The organism is Streptomyces sp. NBC_01775, assembly GCF_035917675.1.
GTDB lineage: Bacteria > Actinomycetota > Actinomycetes > Streptomycetales > Streptomycetaceae > Streptomyces.
This window is the reverse complement of record NZ_CP109104.1, coordinates 2,889,801-2,912,555: the sequence shown is the minus strand read 5'-3', so window position 1 is coordinate 2,912,555 and position 22,755 is coordinate 2,889,801. Positions and strand designations below refer to the sequence as shown.

The window sequence follows — 22,755 nt, the reverse complement described above, 5'->3', positions numbered from 1 at the left end:
ATGAAAGAGCGCGTGAGCGTATTGGACCGCATAGCCGCCCGAAGGCGAGGCTGACCGGAACGCCGTGACCACGTCCCGGGCAGGGGCCCGGTCACTCCATCCCCGCGCGCCGTGTGCCGGGGACGACCCGGAGGTTCGGACCATGCCCATGCAGCACACCCGTGCCCGCCGCACCGCGCTCGGCGCGCTTGCCGCGCTCACCCTCGTCCTGCCGGTGGCCTGCGGAGACGGCAGCTCCCCGGGCGCGGCGACCCGGTCATCCCCGTCGTCCGGGACCGCGAAGCCGAAGGCGGGCACGGAGTCGTCCGCCGCCGAATTCCGGAAGCTTGAGCGCGAGTTCGACGCGCGGCTGGGCGTCTACGCCGTCGACACCGGAACCGGGCGCGAGGTCGCCCACCGCGACGGCCGGCGCTTCTCCTACAACTCCACGTTCAAGGCGCTGGCCGCCGGCGCCGTGCTGCGGAAGTACTCCCTCAGCGGCCTGGACCGGACGATCAAGTACTCCAGGGACGACCTGATCCCCAACTCCCCGGTGAGCGAGAAGCACGTCGAGGCCGGGATGAGCCTGGGCGAGCTGTGCGAAGCGGCCGTCCGCTACAGCGACAACACCGCGGCCAACTTGCTGTTCGACCAACTGGGCGGGCCCAAGGGCCTGGACGCCGCGCTGGAGAAAATGGGCGACCACACCACCAGGATGGAGCGCCGCGAGCCCGAGCTGAGCCGGTGGACCCCGGGCACCACGCGGGATACGACCACACCGCGCGTCCTGGCCAAGAACCTGCGCGCGCTCGTCCTCGGCGACGTTCTCGGCAAGGGCGAACGCAAGCAGCTCACGAAGTGGCTGCGGACCAACACCACCGGCGACGAGCTCATCAGGGCCGGGGTCCCCAAGGACTGGAAGGTCGCCGACAAGACCGGAACGGGCAGCTACCACGGCGCCCGCGACGACATCGCCGTGGTCTGGCGCCCCCACGCCGCGCCCCTCGTCATCGCGATCATGTCCTACCGCACCAAGAAGGACGCCGAGCCGGACGACAAACTGATCGCGAAGGCGGCTTCCGTGGTCTCCGGCACACTGTCGTAGCGGTGCGCCGGCGGGTGTCCAGGCGCGCCCGAGGGTGTGTCCGGGGGCTCAGGCGGTCACGTTGGTGACGAACGCGGCGAGGTTCCGTACGGTCCGCTGGATCTTCTCCTCCAGCGTGATCGCTTCGTGGATCCGTGCGCCGATGCCCGTGTCCTTCTTGCCCCGCACATACAGCGAGCAGGAAAGGTCGCTGCACAGGTAGACGCCCACCGAGTTGCCCTGCTGTCCGGCCTTGCCCGCCTTCGGCGCGACCATCAAGGAGACGCCGCCGGCGTGGGTGGTCACGCACACCGAGCACATGCTGCGCCGGGTCTGCCAGGCGGCGGGGGCGGGGGAGCGCAGTGCGAGGGCCCGGGGGCGCCCGTCCAGCTCGGCGACGAGGTAGGCGCGGTCCGGGGCCTGCGGGTCGCGCCAGCCGAGATAGTCCAGGTCGTCCCAGGGCCGGTCGGCCAGGTCGCGCGGGACGGACAGGCGCTTCGCCTCGCCCTTGGTGCAGTTCACGAACGCGGCGCGGATCTCTTTCTCACTCAGCGGTTCCATAAGTGCAGGCTAATTTGCCTAAAGGTGTTAGGCAAATGCATAATGGGGCCTGCCGAATGGGAGGAAGGGTATGGCGCGTGTAGGGCTGACCACGGAACGTCTGACCCGGGCGGGAGCGGAACTGGCCGACGAGGTCGGTTTCGACCAAGTGACCGTCTCGGCGCTCGCCAGGCAGTTCGATGTCAAGGTCGCGAGTCTGTACTCGCATGTGAAGAACTCCCAGGACCTCAAGACCAAGATCGCCCTGCTGGCGCTGGAGGAGCTCGCCGACCGGTGCGCCGCGGCACTGGCCGGACGGGCGGGCAAGGACGCCCTGGCCGCCTTCGCGAACGTCTACCGCGACTACGCCCGGGAGCACCCTGGCCGCTACGCCGCGGCCCAGCTGCGGCTCGACCCGGAGACGGCAGCCGCCAGCGCGGGCGTCAGGCACGCGCAGATGACGCGTGCGATCCTGCGCGGCTACGACCTGACGGAGCCGGACCAGACGCACGCGGTCCGGCTGCTGGGCAGCGTCTTCCACGGCTACGTCAGCCTGGAGATGGGCGGCGGCTTCAGCCACAGCACCCCCGACACGCAGGAGACCTGGGACCGCACCCTGGACGCGCTCGACGCCCTGCTGCGGAACTGGCCCGCGACCTGACGAGGGCCCGGCCCCTCGACCCGGACTTCGCTCCTCAACCTGAACTTCGCCCCTCAACCCGGACTTCGCTCCCGGAGATCGCCGCGGAGGCCGCCGCCCGAAGACCACCGCGCGGAGGCCGCCGTCCGTGCGGCGCATCGGCGAAGCCGGACACCCCGCGAACACAGACCAACAGGACGAGACATGACCACCGAACGAGACTGGATCGCCACGCCCGTCACCGCGGAACTCCTGCGCGGTGCCCTCGACCTGGAGCGCACCGAGCACGGCGTGCTGCCGCACAGGCTGCCCGCCCGGGCCCGCGCCCAGGCCGCCGACGCACAGCTGGCCATGGCCGAGTCCCAGCCCTCGGGCGTCCGGCTGGCCTTCCGTACCCGGGCCACCGCCGTCGAGCTGGACACACTGCCCACCAGGCGGGTCTACGTGGGAGCTCCGCCCCGCCCCGACGGTGTGTACGACCTGCTCGTCGACGGCAGCCTGGCCGCCCAGGCGAGCGCGACGGGCGGCAACACCCTGACCATCGACATGATCGCCGGAACCGCCGAGAAACAGAACGGCCCGGCCGGCACCGTGCGCTTCACCGGTCTGCCCGACCGCGTCAAGGACGTCGAGATCTGGCTGCCGCACAACGAGACCACCGAACTCGGCGCGCTGCGCACCGACGCCCCCGTCGAGCCCGCCCCCGATCCGGGCCGCAAGGTGTGGCTGCACCACGGCAGTTCGATCAGCCACGGCTCCGACGCCGCCAGCCCCACCACCACCTGGCCGGCCCTGGCCGCCTCCCTCGGCGGCGTGGAACTGGTCAACCTGGGCCTGGGCGGCAGCGCCCTGCTCGACCCGTTCACCGCCCGTGCCCTGCGCGACACCCCCGCCGACCTGATCAGCGTCAAGATCGGCATCAACATCGTCAACGCCGACCTGATGCGTCTGCGTGCCTTCGGCCCCGCGGTGCACGGCTTCCTCGACACCGTCCGCGAGGGGCATCCCACCGCACCGCTGCTGGTCGTCTCACCGATCTGGTGCCCCATACACGAGGACACCCCCGGCCCAAGTGCCCCGGACTTCGGCAACCTCGGCGAGGGCCGGCTCCACTTCCGGGCCGTGGGGGACCCCGCCGAGCGCGCGGGCGGGAAGCTGACCCTGGGCGTCATCCGCGCGGAGCTGGCCCGCATCGTCACCCAACGGGCGGCCGAGGACCCGAATCTGCACTACCTCGACGGCCGCGACCTCTACGGCGAGGACGACTTCGCCGAACTGCCGCTGCCCGACCAGCTTCACCCGGACGCCCCCACCCACCGCCGCATCGGCGAACGCTTCGCCGATCTGGCCTTCGCCTCCAGCGGCCCCTTCGCCGCCGAACGCGACTGAAGAGCCCGAACGCGCTGAAGAGCCCGAACGCGGCTGAAGACTCCGAACGCGGCTGAAGAGCTGAGCCCGCAAAAAAGCCGCCCCGCCCCGATGAGAGAAACGGGGCGGGGCGGCTGTGCTCAGCGGTCGGAGTAGCTGAAGTCGCCAACGGTCCAGGCGCTGACGTCCTGGATCGCGACGCGGTACATCCCGCCTGTCTCGGGGATCCCGATGCTTCCTTGCAGAATCCGGGCGATATGGAAGTGGAGGTGCGTGGGCTTCCGGCTGTGGCCGGGGGGATCCTCCACCGGGTGGGGGCTGAAGGTGCTGGAGAACGGGCCCAGGTGCTCGGAGTCCGTCAGGACTTCCGACACCCGCTGCCTCCACACGGCTTCGGGGGCCAGTCGACCGGTGATGACGGCGCCTCCGGCGACCACGGTGAGGGACATCTGATTGCTTTGCTCGGACTCCACCACGGCGGCGATGTCGACGAGCAGTGCGTCAGGGTTCGGCATGAAAGGCGATTCTATTCTGCGGCCTGGCCCGGCCCGGCCCGGCCCGCCTGGCCGAACCCGCCACGGACCCCGGCCCGCCACGGTCCCGCGCGGCGGGCGCCGCCTCCACTTCAGCTTGTCAGCCTCATTGGACGGCAAAGGCAAAGGCAAGGAGAGCTCTCCTTGCCACTCTCAACGTATAGCGCGCTGGGGGGCTTGCCGCAAGACCCGGGTCACGGCGCAGAATCGTCGGCCGATGCCACAACCTGCGGAAATGAGGGCAGTTGCGGGTCCTCGGCGCGGAGGCGCGGAGGCGCGGAGGCGCGGGGGCGCGGGGGCGCGGGGCGCGCGTCGCCCGACTGGGCGGAGCGGCAGGCCTACTCGTCAGAGGGAAGGCGACCAGGGATGAGGACGTGCTCGACAAGTGGTTCGACGGAGTGGGAGGTGCCGGTGAATCGATCGGCCACCGCAGCGCAACGGGGCACGGCCGCCTCGGAGGTGTCGCGATGATTGAGCAGTACGTGTTGGATCTTCAAGAGGCTGACGAGACGCAGGTCGCGGTCGTCGGCGGCAAGGGCGCGCACCTGGGCGGGCTGTCGCGGATCGAAGGCATCCACGTGCCGGGCGGCTTCTGCGTGACGACGGACGCCTTCCGGCGGATCATGGCGGAAGCGCCGTCGATCGACGATCGGCTCGATCAGCTGTCGCGCCTGAACCCGGACGACCGGGAGGCGGTCCGCACGCTCAGCGCGGAGATCCGCCGGACCATCGAAGGGATCGCCATCCCGGACGATCTCGCGGCGGCGATCACCCGCGCACTCGGCCGGCTCGGCGAGCAGGCCGCCTACGCCGTCCGGTCCAGCGCGACGGCGGAGGACCTGCCGACGGCCTCCTTCGCCGGCCAGCAGGACACGTACCTGAACGTCGTGGGCCCGACGGCGATCCTCCAGCACGTCAGCCGGTGCTGGGCCTCGCTGTTCACCGAGCGGGCCGTGACCTACCGCCGGCGCAACGGCATCGGCCACCGTACGGTCCACATGGCCGTGGTCGTGCAGCAGATGGCCTTCCCGCATGCGGCCGGCACCCTGTTCACGGCCGACCCCGTCACGGGCAACCGGAAGGTCGCCACCGTGGACGCCGGCTTCGGCCTCGGCGAGGCCCTGGTCTCCGGCCTGGTGAACCCGGACGTCTTCAAGGTGCGAGGCGGCGAGGTCGTCGCCAAGGCGATCGCCGCCAAACAGCGTGCCGTTCACGCCCTGCCGGACGGCGGAACGCGGGAAGTGGCGATCGACTCGCAGCGGCAGGAGCAGCCGGCGCTGACGGACGCGCAGGCCGTGCGGCTCGTACGGCTCGGGCGGCGGATCGAAGCGCACTTCGGCCGCCCGCAGGACATCGAATGGTGCCTGGCCGACGAGGGCTTCCAGATCGTTCAGAGCCGGCCGATCACGACGCTGTTCCCCATCCCCGAGGCCGGTGACCAGGAGAATCACGTCTACCTCTCCGTTGGCCATCAGCAGATGATGACCGACCCCATGAAGCCACTGGGGCTCTCCGTGTGGCAGCTGACGGCGATGGCACCGATGCACGAGGCCGGCGGGAGGCTGTTCGTCGACGTCACCCGGCGCCTGGCCTCGCCCGCGAGCCGCGCCGCCCTCCTGGACGTCATCGGGAGAGGCGATCCACTGATCAGGGACGCTCTGGAGAGCGTCCTCGACCGCGACGATTTCGTCCCGTCGCTCCCGGACGCGGGACCGGGACCCGGCGGGCCTCCCCCAGGCCCGGGGGGCCTGGGAGGTACCCCCAAGGCCGGCGGTGCGTCCGCCCCGGTCGAGGCCGATCCGGCCATCGTCACCGAGCTGATCGAGCGCAGCCAGGTGTCCATCGCCGCCCTTGAGCGCGACATCCGGACGAAGACCGGACCGGCGCTGTTCGACTTCCTGCTGGAGGCCTTCGAGGAGCACAAGCGGGTCCTCGGTGATCCGCTGAACCTTCAGGCGATCATGGCGGGGATGGAGGCCACGTGGTGGCTCAACGACAAGCTGATGGAGTGGCTGGGTGAGAAGAACGCGGCCGACACGCTGACGCTGTCAGCGCCGGGCAACGTCACGTCGGAGATGGGATTGGCGCTGCTCGACGTCGCGGACGTGATCCGCCCGCGGCCGGAGGTGGTCGCGTTTCTCCAGGGCGTCGAGTCCGGCGAGTCCGGCGAGTCCGGCGAGTCCGGCGAGTCCGGCGAGTCCGGCGAGAACAACGCCTTCCTGGACGAGCTGGCGCAGCTCGCGGGCGGGACCGAAGCGCGCGACGCCATAGAGGCCTACCTCGGCCGGTACGGCATGCGCTGCGTCGGCGAGATCGACATCACGAGGCCGCGTTGGCGCGAGCGCCCCACCACGCTCGTGCGCGTGATCCTCGACAACGTCAGGAACTTCGAGCCGGGCGCCGCCGAGCGGCGCTTCGAGCAGGGGCGGCAGCAGGCGCGGAAGAAGGAACAGGACGTGCTGGCACGCTTGCGGGCCCTGCCGGACGGGGACCGGAAGGCCGACGAGGCCAAGCGGATGATCGACCGGGTCAGAACCTTCATCGGGTACCGGGAGTACCCGAAGTACGGCATCGTCAGCCGCTACTTCGTCTACAAGCAGGCCCTGCTGGAGGAGGCCGAGCGCCTCGTGCGGGCAGGCGTGCTTTCTGAGCAGGAGGACAGCTTCTACCTCACGTTCCAGGAACTCCACGACGTCGTGCGCTCGAACCAGGTGGATGGCCGGCTCATCCAGCGGCGCAAGGACGCGTTCCGGTCGTACCACGCGCTCACACCGCCCCGGGTGCTCACCTCGGACGGTGAGGCCGTCACCGGGGCGTACCGGCGCGACGACGTGCCGGCCGGCGCCCTGATCGGCCTACCGGTTTCCGCCGGGACCATCGAGGGGAGGGCCCGCGTCATCCTCGACATGGCGGAGGCCGATCTCGAAGCGGGCGACATCCTGGTCACGACCTTCACGGACCCCAGCTGGTCGCCGCTGTTCGTCGGAATCGCGGGCCTGGTGACGGAGGTGGGCGGCCTGATGACCCATGGCGCGGTGATCGCCCGGGAGTACGGCTTGCCGGCCGTCGTGGGCGTGGAGGGGGCCACCCGGCTGATCCGGGACGGGCAGCGGATCCGTGTGCACGGTGCGGACGGGTATGTCGAGCGGTGCTGAGCAGGGGCTGCCCCTGGCTGTGCTTTGCAGGATGCGGGTGCTCCCCCAAGCTCTTCGAGCAGGGAGGTACCCCCAGGCTGGTCGTGCCCACGCTGCGGAGCCGCACATATGACACAGCCCCGCGCCCCTTCGGAGCGCCCCGGCGCTGGGCGCGCATGATCCGCCGGTCACGGCGCTAGTGCCGCTCCTGGCCGTCCCTCAGTACCACGCAGGCGCTGAGGTGCCAGGTCTCGTCCTCCTTCGCGGACAGCTTCAGGTCCACCTCGCGTCCGGAGGGTCCGCCGTCCAGTGGGATCCGGAGCCAGGTGAACTCCCGGCCGTCGAGTTGCTCGCTCCTGGCCTTCTCGATCCCGTCCACACGGACGATCAGCGACCTGTTGAAGGTGTTGGGGTCGCCGGTGAGCAGATGTGCGGTGCAGCGTCCGGCGGGCAGCTTCAGCCGCAGCACGGTCGGGGCGCCGTCGCGTACGTAGTCCCGGCGGACGACATCGAACAGTCCGGTGTCCGTGGCGTCGGGCGTGTTGCCGACCCAGCCGAAGTCGGCGCCCTCGTGCCAGTCGCTGGCCGGCGAGAGACGGGTGTAGTCCTTCAGCAGGGGCGACGAGGCGGGCCCGGCGTCCAGCGCGTGTACACATCGCGCGGCGGGTGGGACGACGACGGCCTTGGCCAGGCTGCGCAGCGAGGAGTCGAGCACCCGCACCGCGCCCGACCTCGGGCGCGCGTGGAGGGTGGCGAGCGCGGGGGCCGGCGGCGGCACGACGGGTATCTTCACGGTCTCGCCCTCACCCGAGGCCACGTAGGAGGTCGCCTCCTGGGACCGCCAGCCCTCGGGTACGTCCAGCGTGGTCACCGTGCGCAGCCCGGAGCTCGTCGCGTTGACCACCTGCACCGGCAGCTCGTTGCGCTCCCCGCCCAGCAGTGCCGTGTCGGCCGGGGCGACGATCGCCTGGAGCCAGCTGCGGCGCTCGTCGCGGATCCGGCTCAGGTCGAACCAGTAGGCGGCCAGGGTGTCCCGCCACTGGGCGGCCTCGGTCATCTGCTCCCCGAACCGGCGGTGCACGTCGGTGAACCGCCGGTGGTCGACGCGGCGGCGCAGCCCTTCCCACTCCGTGCGCATGTCCGCCACCCGCGCCGCGCCGGAGAAGTGCGTGTCGTAGATGTGCTGGATCACCGTCTTGCCGTTGTCCAGCCGGTGGGTGTACGGGACATGGTGAAGGAAGAGGAGCAGTTCCTCGGGGCAGTTCTCCAGCGACTCGTAGGCGTCCCGTGTCGCCGGCGCGTACAGCTTGGTGTAGCCGTTGCCGGTGGCGGCGGTGCGGTCGTAGCCGATGCCCTCGCGGTCGGACTTGTGGAACTGGGTGGTCGTCGTCGGGCTGGGGTCGAAGTGCCCGGTCACCGAGCCGTCCGGCGGGTGGGTGAGGTACCCCGTGCCCAGTGGTGAGGTGTAGTCCTCGTAGGTGCGCCAGGAGCCCAGGAGCAGGGCGGAGACCGTCTCGACGACGTGCGGGTCGTTGCCGAAGGTCATCCGGGTCCACTCGGCGGCCAGGTCCTGTGCCGACAGCTCGGGATTCCACGCCAGCCGTCCGTAGCCGTGGGTGTTGGCGGCGGCCAGGTGTGAGCCGGTCCAGTTCATGGCGTCGCCGAAGTTCATCACGCCGGCGAATCCGAAGTGCGAGTAGGAGTGCACCCGGCCGGTCACGACACGGGCCACGGTGCTGCCCTCCCCGGCCTTGAGCGTGTCGAAGTCCAGGACTTCCTTCCACTGCGGAACCAGATAGCACAGATGGGTGGCGTGCCCGGTGTACTCCTGCGTCACCTGAAGTTCGATCATCGAGTTGGTGCGCGGCAGTGAGCCGAAGAGAGGATGGGCCGGCTCGCGGACCTGGAAGTCGATCGGCCCGTTCTTGATCTGCACAACGGCGTTGTCCGCGAACTTCCCGTCCAGCGGCGTGAAGTCGAGGTAGGCCTGCCGGTCCCACTTCTCGTCGGTGTCGTGCACGAACGACCGCCACATCACGATCCCGCCGTACGGTCTCAGCGCGCCCGCCAGCAGGTTGGCCCCGTCGGCGTGGGTGCGTCCGTAGTCCAACGGCCCGGGTCGGCCCTCTGAGTTGGCCTTGACCAGGAAGCCGCCGAAGTCCTCGATCCTGCCGTGGATCTCCTTGGCCTTCTTCGTCCACCAGTCGCGCACCCCCGGGTCGAAGGGGTCTGCGGTGTCCAGCCCGCCCAGGTCGATGGGGGCGGCGAAGTTCGCCGTGACGTACAGCGCCACGCCGTAGCGGCGCAGTACGCCGGCCAGCGCGGCCAGCTTGGTCAAGAACGGCTCGGCGAGGTAGTCCGCGGTCGTGTTGACATTGTTGATCACAGCGCCGTTGACGCCGAGCGAGGCCATGACCCGCGCGTAGTCCGTATACCGCTTGTCGAGTCGCGGCAGCTTCTCCCAGTCGAAGAAGGACCGGCCGGCATAGCCGCGCTCGATCGAACCGTCCGGGTTGTCCCAGTGGTCGGCCACGCGCAGCGGGGCGGCCGGGCGCTCCGTGAGATCGACACGCTCCAGCGGCCGTCGGGTCTGTACGAGGCGCAGCAGGTGGAACGCGCCGTAGAGCACACCGCGGTCGGCATGGGCCGCCACCACGGTGAAGTGCCTGCCGCGCCGGGTGACCCGGCGGACAACATAGCCCTCGTCGCCCAGCTCGGACAGGTCGCTCGCGGGGACGAGCTCTCGGACCAGGACGGAACTCTTCGGGGTGCCCACCACAAGCGCCGCGCGTGAGGGAGCGTCGGCGCGTGGCGTCACCCTCGTACCGAGCAGCCCGGTGAGCCCGCGGGTCAACTCGTCCACCGCCGACTGTTGGAGCGGGCCGCCTCCTTGCCAGACCAGGGACGCCAAGGCAGCCCGGTATCGCTCGAGTTGACCGGGATCCTCCACCCGCCTGTACTGCAGCCACAGGTCGTACCCGTCCTCGGTGGGCAGCGTGGCCGCCGAGGATCCGGCGGCGGGGACCGGCTGGGCCGACGCCGGTACGGAGAGACTGAGCGAACCGGCTGCGCTTCCCAGAGCTGCCGCGGACAGAACGCTGCGGCGCGGTATTCCTGAGCTCATGACCCTCACTTCCGTTGATGAACGAAGAGTGCACATCCAGGCCAGGACCAAGCCTCGCAACCGTCACACGCAGTACGACAAGTGTCAACACAAAAGACCACGAAAGAACATGGCGGTCTGAGGGCGTACAACCTTCCCGGTTTATGAGTGAATTGCTAGCGCCACGCCAGCGCGCGACTTCTGCATGGAGTGGCGTGGAATGGCGTAGGTGGCTCTATATGCGTGAACGTCAGACGCGTATGCTAACGATCAAAATCCAACAAATCTGAGCCATGTGGCCGAGGTGAATCCGGTAAGCGCTCACCGCGAGGAAATCGACACCGGCGGCGCGCACAGGGGGCACCACCGCGGTGCCGCCGCGAGCACGCGGAACCCGGCCGTCTCCTAAGTTGATGCCAGGACGCGGTCAAGCGCTGCCCGGCCTGCGGGTCCCCATGTCGGCTTGCCACCGGGAAGACCCCGCTCCCCGGCCTGGCCCATGCGGATGAGGAAGAGGCACTTCAGGGCAGCCAGTCCTCGTGCGCGCCGGATCATCGCCCCGTCCCCGTCCCCGTCCCCGTCCCCGTCCCCGTCCCCGTCTCCGTCCCCGTCCCCCTCCGCGTTCGCGTACGCATCGAAGAACCGTGATGCCGCGCCCGCGGGAAGGAGCACCCACGCAGCCGCGAGATCGACCGCCGGATCGCCTGCGCACAGGTCACCGAAGTCGATCACGCCCGAGAGCGTCCCGTTCGAGACGACGACATTCGCCGGGTGAAGATCGCCGTGCAGCCATACCGGCGGGCCCTGCCAATCGGGGGCCGCAAGGGCCTCGTCCCAGATGTCCCGGACATTCCGGAGATCATCGGCAACGCCTTCAGCGGCGGCTTCCGCGAGTGTCTTTTCGACGGCGTCCGCGAGCGTGCCAAGGGGAACCCCGCGATCCGGACTGGTCGGTGCCTCGGCGGGCGCCTGCGTATGAAGCGCTTTGAGGAAGCCCGCCAAGGTGTCAGCCGCGCGGTCGTGGCTGATCGGGGCGCGGTCCGCCGGTTCGCCAGGAACCCAGGCCGCGATGGTCCATGGCCGCGGGAAGCGCGCGGACGGTTCACCGATCCGCGTGGGGGTCGGGACCGGCAGCGGAAGGCGCGGCGCCAGGGCGGGCAGCCACCGGTGCTCTTTGCGCAGGAGGGACGGCGCGCGCTCCGTGCGCGGCATGCGCACGGCCAACTCCTCGCCAAGACGCCACAGTTGGTTGTCCCAGCCGCCGTCCACCGCACGCAGGTCCAACCCCGCGAGGTCCGGATGCTGCTCTCTCACCAGGGAGCGCACCAAGCTGGTGTCGATCTCGAAGTTGCCCATGATCTCACTCAACCATCGATGGCACGTGGCCACCGATGGTTGAGCGCGGTGGCCACCCGCCGGCGTCCACGTCGGCCCGGACCCCGGGCACCTCCGCCGGCTCGCCGTCGCACGCGTTCGCGCAGACGGCCTCGCCGGCGTTGTCCTGCGAAGGAGGGACCTTCAGCTCTGTCACAGGGACTTCCGAGGGACATTCGCCCCGTACGGAAGGGCAAGCCCGTGACAGCGCTGAAAGACGCGAATCACCTGGTCAGGACAGGTGCGCTCAGCACTCGATGACGTTCACCGCGAGCCCGCCCCGCGCCGTCTCCTTGTACTTGACCTTCATGTCCGCACCCGTCTCGCGCATGGTCTTGATGGCCTTGTCGAGGGAGACGTGGTGGCGGCCGTCGCCGCGCAGGGACATGCGGGCCGCGGTGACGGCCTTGACGGCCGCCATGCCGTTGCGCTCGATGCAGGGGATCTGGACGAGGCCGCCGACCGGGTCGCAGGTGAGGCCGAGGTTGTGTTCGATGCCGATCTCGGCGGCGTTCTCGACCTGTTCGGGGCTGCCGCCCAGGATCTCCGCGAGGCCGCCGGCGGCCATGGAGCAGGCGGAGCCGACCTCGCCCTGGCAGCCGACCTCGGCGCCGGAGATCGAGGCGTTCTCCTTGAAGAGCATGCCGATCGCGCCGGCCGCGAGGAGGAAGCGGATGATCGCCTCGTCGTCCGTGCCGGGCACGTAGTGGTGGGCGTAGTGCAGGACGGCGGGGATGATGCCGGCCGCACCGTTGGTGGGGGCCGTGACGACCCGGCCGCCCGCCGCGTTCTCCTCGTTCACGGCCATGGCGTACAGCGTCGTCCACTCCATCGCCTGCGCCTCGGCCCGGCCCTCGGCGCGCATCTGGCGGGCCGAGGTGGCCGCGCGGCGGCGGACCTTGAGGCCGCCGGGCAAGATGCCCTCCTGGCTCAGGCCGCGTGCGACGCAGTCCCGCATGACCTGCCAGATCTCCAGCAGGCCCGCGCGGATCTCCTCCTCGGTGCGCCACGCCTTCTCGTTCTCCAGCATCAGCCGGGAGACCGACAGCCCGGTCTCCCGGGTCAGGCGCAGCAGCTCGTCACCGGTGCGGAAGGGGTGGCGCAGCACGGTGTCGTCCAGCTTGATGCGGTCCTCGCCGACGGCGTCCTCGTCCACGACGAAGCCGCCGCCCACCGAGTAGTACGTCTTCTCCACCAGCGGGGTGCCCGCCTCGTCGTAGGCGAAGAGCGTCATGCCGTTGGCGTGGTACGGCAGGGAGCGGCGGCGGTGGAGGACGAGCTGGGTGCGCTCGTCGAAGGGGACGGTGTGCGTATCGCCTATCTCGGCCGCCAGCAGCCGCAGCCGGCCCTCGGTGCGGATCCGCTCGACCCGCTCGTCCGCGCGTTCGACGTCGACCGTGCGCGGCGACTCGCCCTCCAGGCCCAGCAGCACCGCCTTGGGGGTGCCGTGGCCGTGCCCGGTCGCGCCGAGCGAGCCGAACAGCTCGGCGCGCACGGAGGCGGTGTGCGCGAGGACGCCCTCGTTCTTGAGGCGTCGCGCGAACATGAGCGCGGCCCGCATGGGGCCGACGGTGTGCGAGCTGGACGGGCCGATGCCGATGGAGAACAGGTCGAAGACCGAGATGGCCATGATGGCGGCTCCCTGCCCCTGCGGGACGTCGGGGTGTTGCTGGGTGGGGTGGTGGTGGCCGGTGTCTTTGGCCCTCGCTTCTCCCCCGGCTCCGGCCGGGGGAGAAACGCGGGGGAGCCCTACTTGCCCAGGGTCGGGTACAGCGGATGCTTCTCCGCGAGAGCGGAGACGCGGGTGGCGAGGGCCTTCGACTTCGCCTCGTCGAAGTCCGGCAGCAGCGCCTCGGCGATGATGTCGGCGACCTCGGTGAAGTCCTCGTCCTGGAAGCCCCGGGTGGCCAGCGCGGGCGTGCCCACGCGCAGGCCCGAGGTCACCATCGGGGGACGGGGGTCGTTCGGCACGGCGTTGCGGTTGACCGTGATGCCGATGTCGTGCAGCCGGTCCTCGGCCTGCTGGCCGTCCAGCTCGCTGTTGCGCAGGTCGACCAGGACCAGGTGGACGTCGGTGCCGCCCGACAGGACCGAGACGCCGGCGTCGACGGAGTCCTGGCGCAGCAGGCGCTCGGCCAGGATGCGGGCGCCGGAGAGCGTGCGGCGCTGGCGGTCCTTGAAGTCGTCGCCGGCGGCGATCTTGAAGGAGACGGCCTTCGCCGCGATGACGTGCTCCAGCGGGCCGCCCTGCTGGCCGGGGAAGACGGCGGAGTTGATCTTCTTCGCGTACTCCTTCTTCGAGAGGATCACGCCGCCGCGCGGGCCGCCCAGTGTCTTGTGTGTCGTGGTCGTGACGACGTCCGCGTGGGGCACGGGGGAGGGGTGGAGGCCCGCGGCCACCAGACCGGCGAAGTGCGCCATGTCGACCATCAGCAGGGCGCCGACCTCGTCGGCGATGCGGCGGAAGGCGGCGAAGTCGAGCTGGCGCGGGTAGGCGGACCAGCCCGCGATGATCATCTGAGGACGGTGCTCCCTGGCGAGCTTCTCGACCTCGGCCATGTCGACCTGGCTGGTCTCGTCGTCGACCTTGTAGGCCACGACGTTGTAGAGCTTGCCGGAGAAGTTGATCTTCATGCCGTGGGTGAGGTGACCGCCGTGCGCCAGGTCCAGGCCCATGATCGTGTCGCCGGGCTTGAGCAGGGCGAACATCGCGGCGGCGTTGGCCTGGGCGCCCGAGTGCGGCTGCACGTTGGCGGCCTCGGCGCCGAACAGCGCCTTCACCCGGTCCCTGGCCAGGTCCTCGACCACGTCGACGTACTCACAGCCGCCGTAGTAGCGGCGGCCGGGGTAGCCCTCGGCGTACTTGTTGGTGAGGACCGAGCCCTGCGCCTCCATGGCGGCGATGGGGGCGAAGTTCTCCGACGCGATCATTTCGAGGGTGGACTGCTGGCGGTGGAGCTCGGCGTCGACGGCGGCGGCGACCTCGGCGTCGACCTCGTGGAGAGAGCTGTTGAGAAGCGACATGTAAAGAACCATCCCTGGGAGAGGAGGCGGGCTGGGCGGCACGGAAAGCGGGGCAGGGGGCGCGGGCGGGCGGGCCTCAGCTGCCGGAGGCGAACGCGGTGTACTCGTCGGCCGAGAGCAGATCCTTCGGCTCCTCGGACAGCGTCACCTTGAACAGCCAGCCGCCCTCGAACGGGGCGGAGTTGACGAGCGCCGGGTCGTCCACGACGTCCTGGTTGATCTCGGTGATCTCGCCGGAGGCGGGGGAGTAGAGGTCGCTGACGGACTTGGTCGACTCCAGCTCGCCACAGCTCTCACCCGCGGTGACGGTGTCCCCCACCTCGGGGAGCTGGACGAAGACGACATCGCCGAGCGCCGTCGCGGCGTGCGCGGTGATGCCGACCGTCGCGACACCGCTCTCGGCGTCCGACAGCCACTCGTGCTCCTTGCTGTAGCGGAGCTGCTGGGGGTTGCTCATGGTCTGATTCTCCCGGATGAGATGCGTGCGACGGAAACGGTCTTGGCAGGTGGGACGGGAAACACTCTCCCCGCCCCGGCAGCGCCGGACACCGGATGGGGACACCGGACGGGCGGCGGCCGAGGGGTCGGCCGACGCTTGCGGAGGGGATCAGCCGCGCTTGTAGAAGGGAAGCGCGACGACCTCGTACGGCTCATGAGAGCCGCGGATGTCCACCGCGACGCCCTCGGTGCCGGGCGCCGCGTGCGCGGCGTCCACATACGCCATCGCGATCGGCTTGCCCAGGGTGGGAGAGGGGGCGCCGGAGGTGACCTCGCCGATGACCGTGCCCTCGCCCGCGACCACGGGGTATCCCGCGCGCGGCACCCGGCGCCCGGTGGCGACCAGCCCGACCAGCTTGCGCGGCGGTGCCGACTCGGCCCGCTCGGCCGCCGCCGCCAGGGCCTCCCGGCCGACGAAGCGGCCCTCGTTCGTGGTCTTCTCGAACTTGACGGTCCTGCCCAGGCCCGCGTCGAAGGGCGTCAGCGCGGTCGACAGCTCGTGCCCGTACAGCGGCATGCCCGCCTCCAGGCGCAGCGTGTCCCGGCAGCTGAGCCCGCACGGCACCAGGCCCGCGTCGGCGCCCGCCTCCGTCAGCGCGCTCCAGACGGCCTCCGCGTCCTGGGGCGCCACGAACAGCTCGAAGCCGTCCTCGCCGGTGTATCCCGTACGGGCGATCAGCGCGGCCCGGCCCGCGACGATGTCGCGCTCGCCCGCGTAGTACCGCAGCCCGTCCACGTCGAAGCCGGTCAGCTTGCGCAGGATGCCCGCGGCCTCGGGGCCCTGGACGGCCAGCAGCGCGTAGCCGTCGCGGTCGTCGCGCACCTCGGCGCCGCTGCGCAGCCCGGTCTCCGGGGCGTCCAGCCGCTCGTGGAGCGCGTCCAGTACCACCTGCGCGTTGGCCGCGTTGGCGACCACCATGTACTCCTGGTCGGCCAGCCGGTAGACGATCAGGTCGTCGAGGATGCCGCCGTTCTCGTCGCAGATCATGGTGTAGCGGGCCCGGCCGACGGCCAGCTTGGAGAGATTGCCCACCAGCGCGTAGTCCAGCAGCTCGCCCGCCTGGGGGCCGGTGAGGGTGATCTCGCCCATGTGCGAGAGGTCGAAGAGCCCCGCCCTGGAGCGGACCGCCAAGTGCTCCTCGCGCTCGCTGCCGTAGCGCAGCGGCATGTCCCAGCCCGCGAAGTCGGTCATGGTCGCCCCCAGCGCACGGTGCGTGGCGTCCAGGGCGGTCTTGCGTACGGCCGGATCGTGCGCGGTCGGCGCAGGGGCGGCCGAGGGCTCAGGCTCAGTCATTCAGGCTCCCGAAGCTGGGTGTGACACGGATGTCCTCCCCATCTGTCATCGGAACCTGAGAGGTTCGCCGACAGCTCCCGAACGGCTGGAGCCGGGCTTGCACCGTGGGTGGAGCCGCCGTGCCACGCGTCGCGTCGCACGAGGGCCCGCTTTTCAGATCTGCCTCGCCCGCGCGGTATCGGGGCCTGAGAGATTCAAGGGAGGATCTTGCTCCTTCGGCGCCCCGGCGTGCTGCTGCCAGGGACTCTCCCGCGCGGGCTCGAACGGCCGGTATGGAGTTGGCCCGGACATCATCGCACGGGTGAGCGGACCATGACTGCCCCTGAGCGGGAGGCATTCACCTTGAATCGCATTACCTTTTCTTGACACTCTCTTCTGGAGCGGCGGCGGAGCCGTCGCGTCCGGGAGGGGTGATCCGTGGGCAGCCTGCGCGGTGCCGATACGACAGCGAGGGGACCAGACGCGGCCACGGCCACCCGTGCCGACGTTCCCCACGACCTGCGGGGGACCGTCGCCAGACACACGCTGCGCTACCCGGCGGGGGACGTGGTGGTGGTCTCGGGACTGCCCGGCGGCGGCAAGTCCACGCTGATCCGCGCGGCCGTGCCCGCGCGCGCCGACGTCATCCGCGTCGACTCCCAGGACACCCGGGAGCGCTGGGAGCGCCGGCTGCCCGGCTGGCTGCCGTACGGCGTCTACCGCCCGCTGGTGCGGATCGCGCACTACGCGGGGCTGCGCCGGGCGCTGGCCTCGGGGGCTGCCGTGGTGGTCCACGACTGCGGTACGCAGAGCTGGGTACGCCGCTGGCTGGCCAGGGACGCGGTGCGCCGGGGGCGCGCGCTCCACCTGCTGCTGCTCGACGTGACGGCCCGGGACGCGCTGTCCGGGCAGGCCGAGCGGGGCCGTGGGGTCTCGGGGTACGCCTTCCGGCGCCATCTGCGGGCGGTGCGCAGACTGCGGGCCGCGGCGCAGACGGGACGGCTGCCGGGCGGATGTGTCTCCTCGGTGCTGCTGGACCGGGGCTCGGCCCAGGCGCTGCGCGAGGTGATCTTCACCCCCGCGTCGTCCGCCGATGTGCCCTCGCCCGTTCCGGGGGCCCGCGCGCCCGCGGTGCCGCCGCCCGGGAGCGGCGAAGGGGCCGTGGACGGGGACACCAGCGGCAAGACCCCGGACGCGACCGGGGTCAGCGGCCCTGTGCAGGGCTGACGGGCAGGCGGAGATCATGGATAGGCTTGGCCGCATGACAGTTCCGCCGCAGCCACCGCAGCCGCAGCACTTCGGCCCCGGACACGGAGGCGGCTGGCCCGGTAACGAGTTGGAGGAGGCGCTGGCCGCCTCCGTTCAGGTCCCCGGAGCCGGTGCCCGGCTGCTGGAGGTCCTGGGGCGCAGCAGTGTATGGGTGCCGCTGCCCGAGGGCGGCGGCCGGGAGAGCCGCGACCTGGACCTTCCCACCATCGAGTTGGACGGCGCCGCCTACGTCCCCGTCTTCAGCTCCGAGGAGCAGTTCCTCAGCGTCGCGGGCGGCCACATGTCGTTCACCATCGCCCCCGCCAGGGAATTCGCGCGGGGCCTGCCGCCGCAGGTGGGCATCGCCGTCAATCCGGAGGGCACGGTGGGGGTGCCGCTGCCGCCGGAGGCCGTCGCCGAGCTGTGCAAGAACACCGCGGCCGAGCAGGCCGTCGCCGGAGTGGCCCGCGGCGCACGGGTGCGGCTGTACGAACCGGACTGGCAGGACGACCCGGTGACCTTCTTGTCCGCCGCCTCCTCCGAGTTCGGCGCACTCCCCTTCGTACGGACGGCGCGGCGCGCCCTCGCCAGCGCGGAGGGCGATCCGCCCGCGCTCTTCGTCGGGCTCGAACTCGACATGCTGGAGCCGGAGTCGCGGCAGGCGGCCCACGAGGCGCTCGGCAGGGCCCTGCACGCCGCCGAGGTGCGCTGGCCCGTCCAGATGGTGTTGCTGGATGCGGCCCGCGATCCCGTGGTGGAGTGGATGCGGCAGTGCGTGCGGCCCTTCTACGCGCGACCGGGGCACGACTGAGTACGGGGACGCTGCGAGGCTGAGTAGGAACGCCGATGCCCGGGTCGGCTCGTAAGCTGGTTGGATGACGGGGCGGGGCCTGCGACGTGTCCGGTCCGAGGACCGGATCCAGGTGGAGAAGCGGTGACGGCAGGTGACGGCAGGGGAAGGGCGGCCCAGGTGAGCGCGGGTGGAAGCGTCGAGCAGCTCCTGCGGCAGGTGTCGCCGGGGGTTTATGACACCTTCGAGACCTACGAGGCCCTGCTCCAGGCGCTCGCCGGAAGCCAGCTGTGGATGCTGCTGTGGAACGGGCAGGCCGGGTCCCCCGACGCGCAGTACGGAAACATGGAGGTGGGCGGCTACGGCTACGCCCCCTGCGTCACCTCTGCCCAGGAGCTGGCGGCCTCCGGCTGGAACCGCGCGCACGAGGTCGTCAGCGGCCGGGACATCGCCACGGCCCTCTTTCCCGACCGCTGGGGAATCTGGCTGAATCCGCACGCTCCCGGCGGCGGCCTGGGCATCCCCTGGCCGGATCTGCGGCGCATCGCCGTGGGCCTCGACCAGCTGCCCGCCGGCCCGCTGCGCATCAGTGAACCCGCCCTCGACATCCCGCAGTTCTACGCCCAGCTCAGCCAGAACGCGCACCACACCCCGGCTGTCCGGTCGCTGCGCCGGGCCTGGGTGCAGCCCTCGCTGGGCGTGCCGTATCTGGCCATCGGCCTGGAGCTGTACGACAACGGCCCGGTCTCCGTCGAGGCCGCGCGACGCATGATGGCGCAATCTGTACTGGCCGTCCCCGCGGGGCTGCCGGTCTCCACGGTCGCCATGTCGGACGACTACGACCCGGTGGCCATGTGGCTGCGCCGCCAGTCGCGGCCCTTCTTCGACCGTGACGCCCACGCCGGAGCGGCCCAGGGCGCCGCTCCGGGCTTCGGATACGGGTACCCCCGCACCTTCTGAGCGACAGCCTGTTCCAGCTGCTTTACAGATGGCCCAGATCGGGACAAAACCCCTGGTCAGGCACCGCTCAACGTCAACTTCCGTCCGCATAACGGAACATGCCGAGTCACATCACAGTTGCGCATCCATTCCCCGGTGGGTCTGGCGACTGATCGTGAGCGCGATGAAGACTCCCGAGCCATAAGGCTGTTCGGCCTTGTTTACGAATTGCATGCTTAACGGCCGCTACAGCGGTGTGCGTGGACTGGTCAACTGCCGGTCGAGAAGGGGTTCCCAACACGATGACGGCACCACTGCACGAGGAGACGTCCGCGCAATCCGCGGTCGCGGAGCCGGCCCCCACCGGTGCCGAGAAGGCGATCGAGGGCCGTTCCCTCGGCCGCATCGCCTGGGAGCGGCTCAAGCGTGACAAGGTGGCGCTCATCGGCGGCGCGATCGTCCTGCTGCTGGTCCTGGTCGCGATCTTCGCGCCCCTCATCACCGGGCTCACGGGCCAGAGCCCCAACGAGCGGCACGAGAACTTGATCGACCCGCTGTTCAGCACCCCCAAGAGCAGCCTGGGCGGCATCAGCGGGGATCACCTGCTCGGCGTCGAGCCCGTCAGTGGCCGCGACATCCTCGCCCGGATCGTCTACGGCGCGAGGGTCTCCATCCTCGTCGGCTTCCTCTCCGCGTTCGTCGCCGTCGTCATCGGCACCCTCTTCGGCACCCTGGCCGGCTACTTCGGCGGCTGGCTCGACGCGGTCATCAGCCGCGTGATGGACATGCTGCTCGCCTTCCCGCAGCTCCTCTTCATCATCTCGCTGATCTCGGTCATGCCGAACGACATGCTCGGTCTCGCCGGCACGGGCGTACGGCTGCTGGTGATGATCCTGGTGATCGGCTTCTTCGGCTGGCCGTACATCGGCCGGATCGTGCGCGGCCAGGTGCTCTCGCTCAGAGAGCGGGAGTACATCGAGGCCGCGCGAAGCCTGGGCGCCGGGCGGCGCTACATCCTCACCAAGGAACTGATGCCGAACCTGGTCGCGCCGATCACCGTCTACACGACGTTGATGATCCCGACCAACATCCTCACCGAGGCCGCGCTCAGCTTCCTCGGGGTGGGCGTCAAGCCGCCCACCGCCTCCTGGGGTTCGATGCTGTCCGACGCCGTGCAGTTCTATGAGTCCGACCCGATGTACATGATCATCCCCGGTGTCGCGATCTTCCTCACGGTGCTCGCCTTCAACCTCTTCGGCGACGGAGTGCGCGACGCGCTCGATCCCAAGGGGACCCGTTGAGCCCCCAGCCAAGATCCCCCCGGCCTCGCGATGGTGCGGGCCGTGACCTACACGGAGGTTGCGAGACAGTGAGAACCAAACGCACATCGAGGCGTCGACTGGCCGCGGTCTCCGCGCTCGCCATCGGCACTCTGCTGGCCACCTCGGCCTGCGGCGGCGGTGACAGCGACAGCGACAGCGCGGGCGCCGGCTTCAACGCGGGCATCAACAAGGTCGCCAAGGCGTCGGACAAGAAGGGCGGCACGATCAAGTACGTCGGCGTCCAGGACGCCGACTCCTGGGACACCACCAGGATGTACTACGCCTTCGCCTTCGACTTCGCGCGCTACTACAGCCGCCAGCTGGTGAGCTACGACGGTGCGCCGGGCAAGAAGGGCATCAACCTCAAGCCGGACCTGGCCAAGGCCAAGGCCAAGATCTCCGACGACGGCAAGACCTATGAGTACGAGCTCAAGGACGGCCTGAAGTGGGAGGACGGCAAGCCGATCACGGCGGAGGACGTCAAGTACGGCATCGAGCGCCAGTGGGCCCAGAAGGTGCTGTCCGGCGGGCCGACGTACCTGAAGGACATCCTCGACCCGGACGGGAAGTACAAGGGCCCGTACGAGGGCGGTGACTTCAAGGGCATCGAGACCAAGGGCAACAAGATCACCTTCCACCTCGCCGAGCGCAACGGTGACTTCGAGCAGATGCTCGCGATGCCGACGAACTCGCCGGTGCGCAAGGACAAGGACGCGAAGTCCAAGTACGCGCTGAAGCCGTTCTCCTCGGGCCCGTACAAGTTCCAGTCGTACACGCCGAACAAGAACCTGACGCTGGTGCGCAACCCGAGCTGGTCGAAGAAGAACGACGACCTGCGCAAGGCGCTGCCCGACAAGGTCCAGGTCACGCTGCTCACCAACCCCGACGAGCGCGACAAGCGCCTCATCAACGGGGACGCGGACCTCGACCTCAACCAGCGCGGCATGGACTCACAGGGCCGCACGACCGCGCTCAAGAAGCACAAGGGCAACGTCGACAACTCGCAGTCCGGGTTCATCTCGTACGTCGCGTTCCCGCAGAGCATCAAGCCGTTCGACAACATCCACTGCCGCAAGGCCGCGATCTACGGCACGGACCACAAGTCCGTGCAGACCGCGCGCGGTGGCCCGATGGCCGGTGGCGGTCTCGCCATCAACATGCTCCCGCCGGTCGTCCCCGGCCACGACAAGAGCGACGACCAGTACGGCATCGCCAAGGGCAAGCCCGATGTCACCAAGGCCAAGGCCGAGCTGAAGAAGTGCGGCAAGCCGAAGGGCTTCAAGACCACCATGGCGGTGCGCAACACCGACAAGGCCGATGTGAAGTCCTCCGAGGCGATCCAGGCGTCGCTGAAGAAGGTCGGCATCGACGTGGAGATCGACCAGTTCGACGGCGCCCAGGGCTCCTCGATCGTCGGTAACCAGGACAAGGTCAAGCAGAAGAACTACGGCATGGTCATGTACGGCTGGGGCCCGGACTTCCCGAGTGGACAGGGCTACGGCGTCGAGCTGTGGCACAGCAAGAAGATCCGTGACAACGGCAACAACAACTACGCCCTGATCGACGAGAAGAAGGTCGACGAGGGCATGGACGGCGCGATCGCCGAGCTGGACCCGGACAAGGCGGCGGACAAGTACGCCGCGGTCAACAAGGAGGTCATGAAGGGTGGCTACTACCTCCCCCTGACCTACCTCAAGGTGATCCAGTGGCGCTCCAGCCGACTGACGAACGTCTACGCCACCGACGCCTACAGCGGCTGGTACGACTTCGTCAACATCGGCGTCAAGTAAGCGGTGCCTGACGCCGCATGACGGACGCAGCCACCCACATCACCATCTGACGGCGCCACCCGCCGCTGGCACGAAGGGCAGGTGAAGGCAGCTACGGGCGGCCCGGTACCGACCCC

Annotated in this window: 17 protein-coding genes and 1 riboswitch; of the genes, 9 read left to right on the top strand and 8 right to left on the bottom strand. The window is 70.0% G+C overall.

Going from position 1 to position 22,755, the window contains the following annotated elements; all coding sequences use genetic code 11:
• The first annotated feature begins 148 nt into the window (after window positions 1-148).
• Window positions 149-1,084: a class A beta-lactamase gene (gene bla / locus OHB04_RS12925; RefSeq protein ID WP_326692710.1), complete on the top strand. Its 936-nt coding sequence runs from the start codon at window positions 149-151 to the stop codon at window positions 1,082-1,084.
• Window positions 1,085-1,132: 48 nt separating this feature from the next.
• Here bla and OHB04_RS12920 read toward each other — a convergent pair whose 3' ends face one another.
• A complete protein-coding gene (locus tag OHB04_RS12920) occupies window positions 1,133-1,624 on the bottom strand; it encodes an FBP domain-containing protein (RefSeq protein WP_326687828.1) in 492 nt (163 codons plus the stop codon).
• A 70-nt stretch (window positions 1,625-1,694) separates the two neighbouring features.
• Here OHB04_RS12920 and OHB04_RS12915 point away from each other — a divergent pair, with 70 nt between their 5' ends.
• Together OHB04_RS12915 and OHB04_RS12910 are read left to right on the top strand one after the other, a co-directional pair.
• Window positions 1,695-2,264, top strand: coding sequence for a TetR/AcrR family transcriptional regulator (locus tag OHB04_RS12915; RefSeq protein ID WP_326687827.1), 570 nt, complete (start codon window positions 1,695-1,697; stop codon window positions 2,262-2,264).
• A 183-nt stretch (window positions 2,265-2,447) separates the two neighbouring features.
• Window positions 2,448-3,632, top strand: a complete 1,185-nt coding sequence (locus OHB04_RS12910) for a GDSL-type esterase/lipase family protein (RefSeq protein ID WP_326687826.1) — start codon at window positions 2,448-2,450, stop codon at window positions 3,630-3,632.
• 119 nt (window positions 3,633-3,751) lie between these two features.
• Here the strand turns inward: OHB04_RS12910 and OHB04_RS12905 are convergent, their stop codons facing one another.
• The gene (locus tag OHB04_RS12905; RefSeq protein ID WP_326687825.1) at window positions 3,752-4,126 is read right to left on the bottom strand and encodes a hypothetical protein; all 375 of its coding nucleotides are present in this window, start codon (window positions 4,124-4,126) and stop codon (window positions 3,752-3,754) included.
• Window positions 4,127-4,611: 485 nt separating this feature from the next.
• Here OHB04_RS12905 and rph point away from each other — a divergent pair, with 485 nt between their 5' ends.
• On the top strand, window positions 4,612-7,299 hold the full coding sequence (gene rph / locus OHB04_RS12900) for a rifamycin-inactivating phosphotransferase (RefSeq protein WP_326807478.1): 2,688 nt from the start codon (window positions 4,612-4,614) through the stop codon (window positions 7,297-7,299).
• 175 nt (window positions 7,300-7,474) lie between these two features.
• Here rph and OHB04_RS12895 read toward each other — a convergent pair whose 3' ends face one another.
• From OHB04_RS12895 to gcvT, 6 genes are all read right to left on the bottom strand, one after another.
• Complete coding sequence (locus tag OHB04_RS12895) at window positions 7,475-10,402, bottom strand: alpha-glucuronidase family glycosyl hydrolase (RefSeq protein ID WP_326807477.1); 2,928 nt, start codon at window positions 10,400-10,402, stop codon at window positions 7,475-7,477.
• 384 nt (window positions 10,403-10,786) lie between these two features.
• Window positions 10,787-11,737: an aminoglycoside phosphotransferase family protein gene (locus OHB04_RS12890; RefSeq protein ID WP_326809439.1), complete on the bottom strand. Its 951-nt coding sequence runs from the start codon at window positions 11,735-11,737 to the stop codon at window positions 10,787-10,789.
• 265 nt (window positions 11,738-12,002) lie between these two features.
• Window positions 12,003-13,385 (bottom strand): L-serine ammonia-lyase, encoded by a 1,383-nt coding sequence (locus OHB04_RS12885; RefSeq protein WP_326687822.1) that lies wholly within the window; start codon window positions 13,383-13,385, stop codon window positions 12,003-12,005.
• A gap of 119 nt (window positions 13,386-13,504) precedes the next feature.
• The gene (gene glyA, locus OHB04_RS12880; protein ID WP_326807476.1) at window positions 13,505-14,779 is read right to left on the bottom strand and encodes a serine hydroxymethyltransferase; all 1,275 of its coding nucleotides are present in this window, start codon (window positions 14,777-14,779) and stop codon (window positions 13,505-13,507) included.
• 76 nt (window positions 14,780-14,855) lie between these two features.
• A complete protein-coding gene (gene gcvH, locus OHB04_RS12875; RefSeq protein WP_326687820.1) occupies window positions 14,856-15,236 on the bottom strand; it encodes a glycine cleavage system protein GcvH in 381 nt (126 codons plus the stop codon).
• Window positions 15,237-15,386: 150 nt separating this feature from the next.
• Complete coding sequence (gcvT, locus tag OHB04_RS12870) at window positions 15,387-16,571, bottom strand: glycine cleavage system aminomethyltransferase GcvT (protein ID WP_326687819.1); 1,185 nt, start codon at window positions 16,569-16,571, stop codon at window positions 15,387-15,389.
• Between the two features lie 163 nt (window positions 16,572-16,734).
• A riboswitch (glycine riboswitch) is annotated at window positions 16,735-16,833 on the bottom strand.
• Window positions 16,834-16,988: 155 nt separating this feature from the next.
• Between gcvT and OHB04_RS12865 the strand changes: the two genes are divergently transcribed.
• From OHB04_RS12865 to OHB04_RS12845, 5 genes are all read left to right on the top strand, one after another.
• A complete protein-coding gene (locus tag OHB04_RS12865) occupies window positions 16,989-17,777 on the top strand; it encodes an AAA family ATPase (RefSeq protein WP_405805667.1) in 789 nt (262 codons plus the stop codon).
• A 34-nt stretch (window positions 17,778-17,811) separates the two neighbouring features.
• Entirely contained in the window at window positions 17,812-18,609 is a 798-nt protein-coding gene (locus OHB04_RS12860) for an enhanced serine sensitivity protein SseB (protein ID WP_326687818.1), read from the top strand.
• A gap of 159 nt (window positions 18,610-18,768) precedes the next feature.
• The gene (locus OHB04_RS12855) at window positions 18,769-19,548 is read left to right on the top strand and encodes an enhanced serine sensitivity protein SseB C-terminal domain-containing protein (protein WP_326692707.1); all 780 of its coding nucleotides are present in this window, start codon (window positions 18,769-18,771) and stop codon (window positions 19,546-19,548) included.
• Window positions 19,549-19,829: 281 nt separating this feature from the next.
• Window positions 19,830-20,828, top strand: a complete 999-nt coding sequence (locus OHB04_RS12850; RefSeq protein ID WP_326687817.1) for an ABC transporter permease — start codon at window positions 19,830-19,832, stop codon at window positions 20,826-20,828.
• Between the two features lie 68 nt (window positions 20,829-20,896).
• A complete protein-coding gene (locus OHB04_RS12845; protein WP_326807475.1) occupies window positions 20,897-22,639 on the top strand; it encodes an ABC transporter substrate-binding protein in 1,743 nt (580 codons plus the stop codon).
• The last annotated feature ends 116 nt before the right edge of the window (window positions 22,640-22,755 follow it).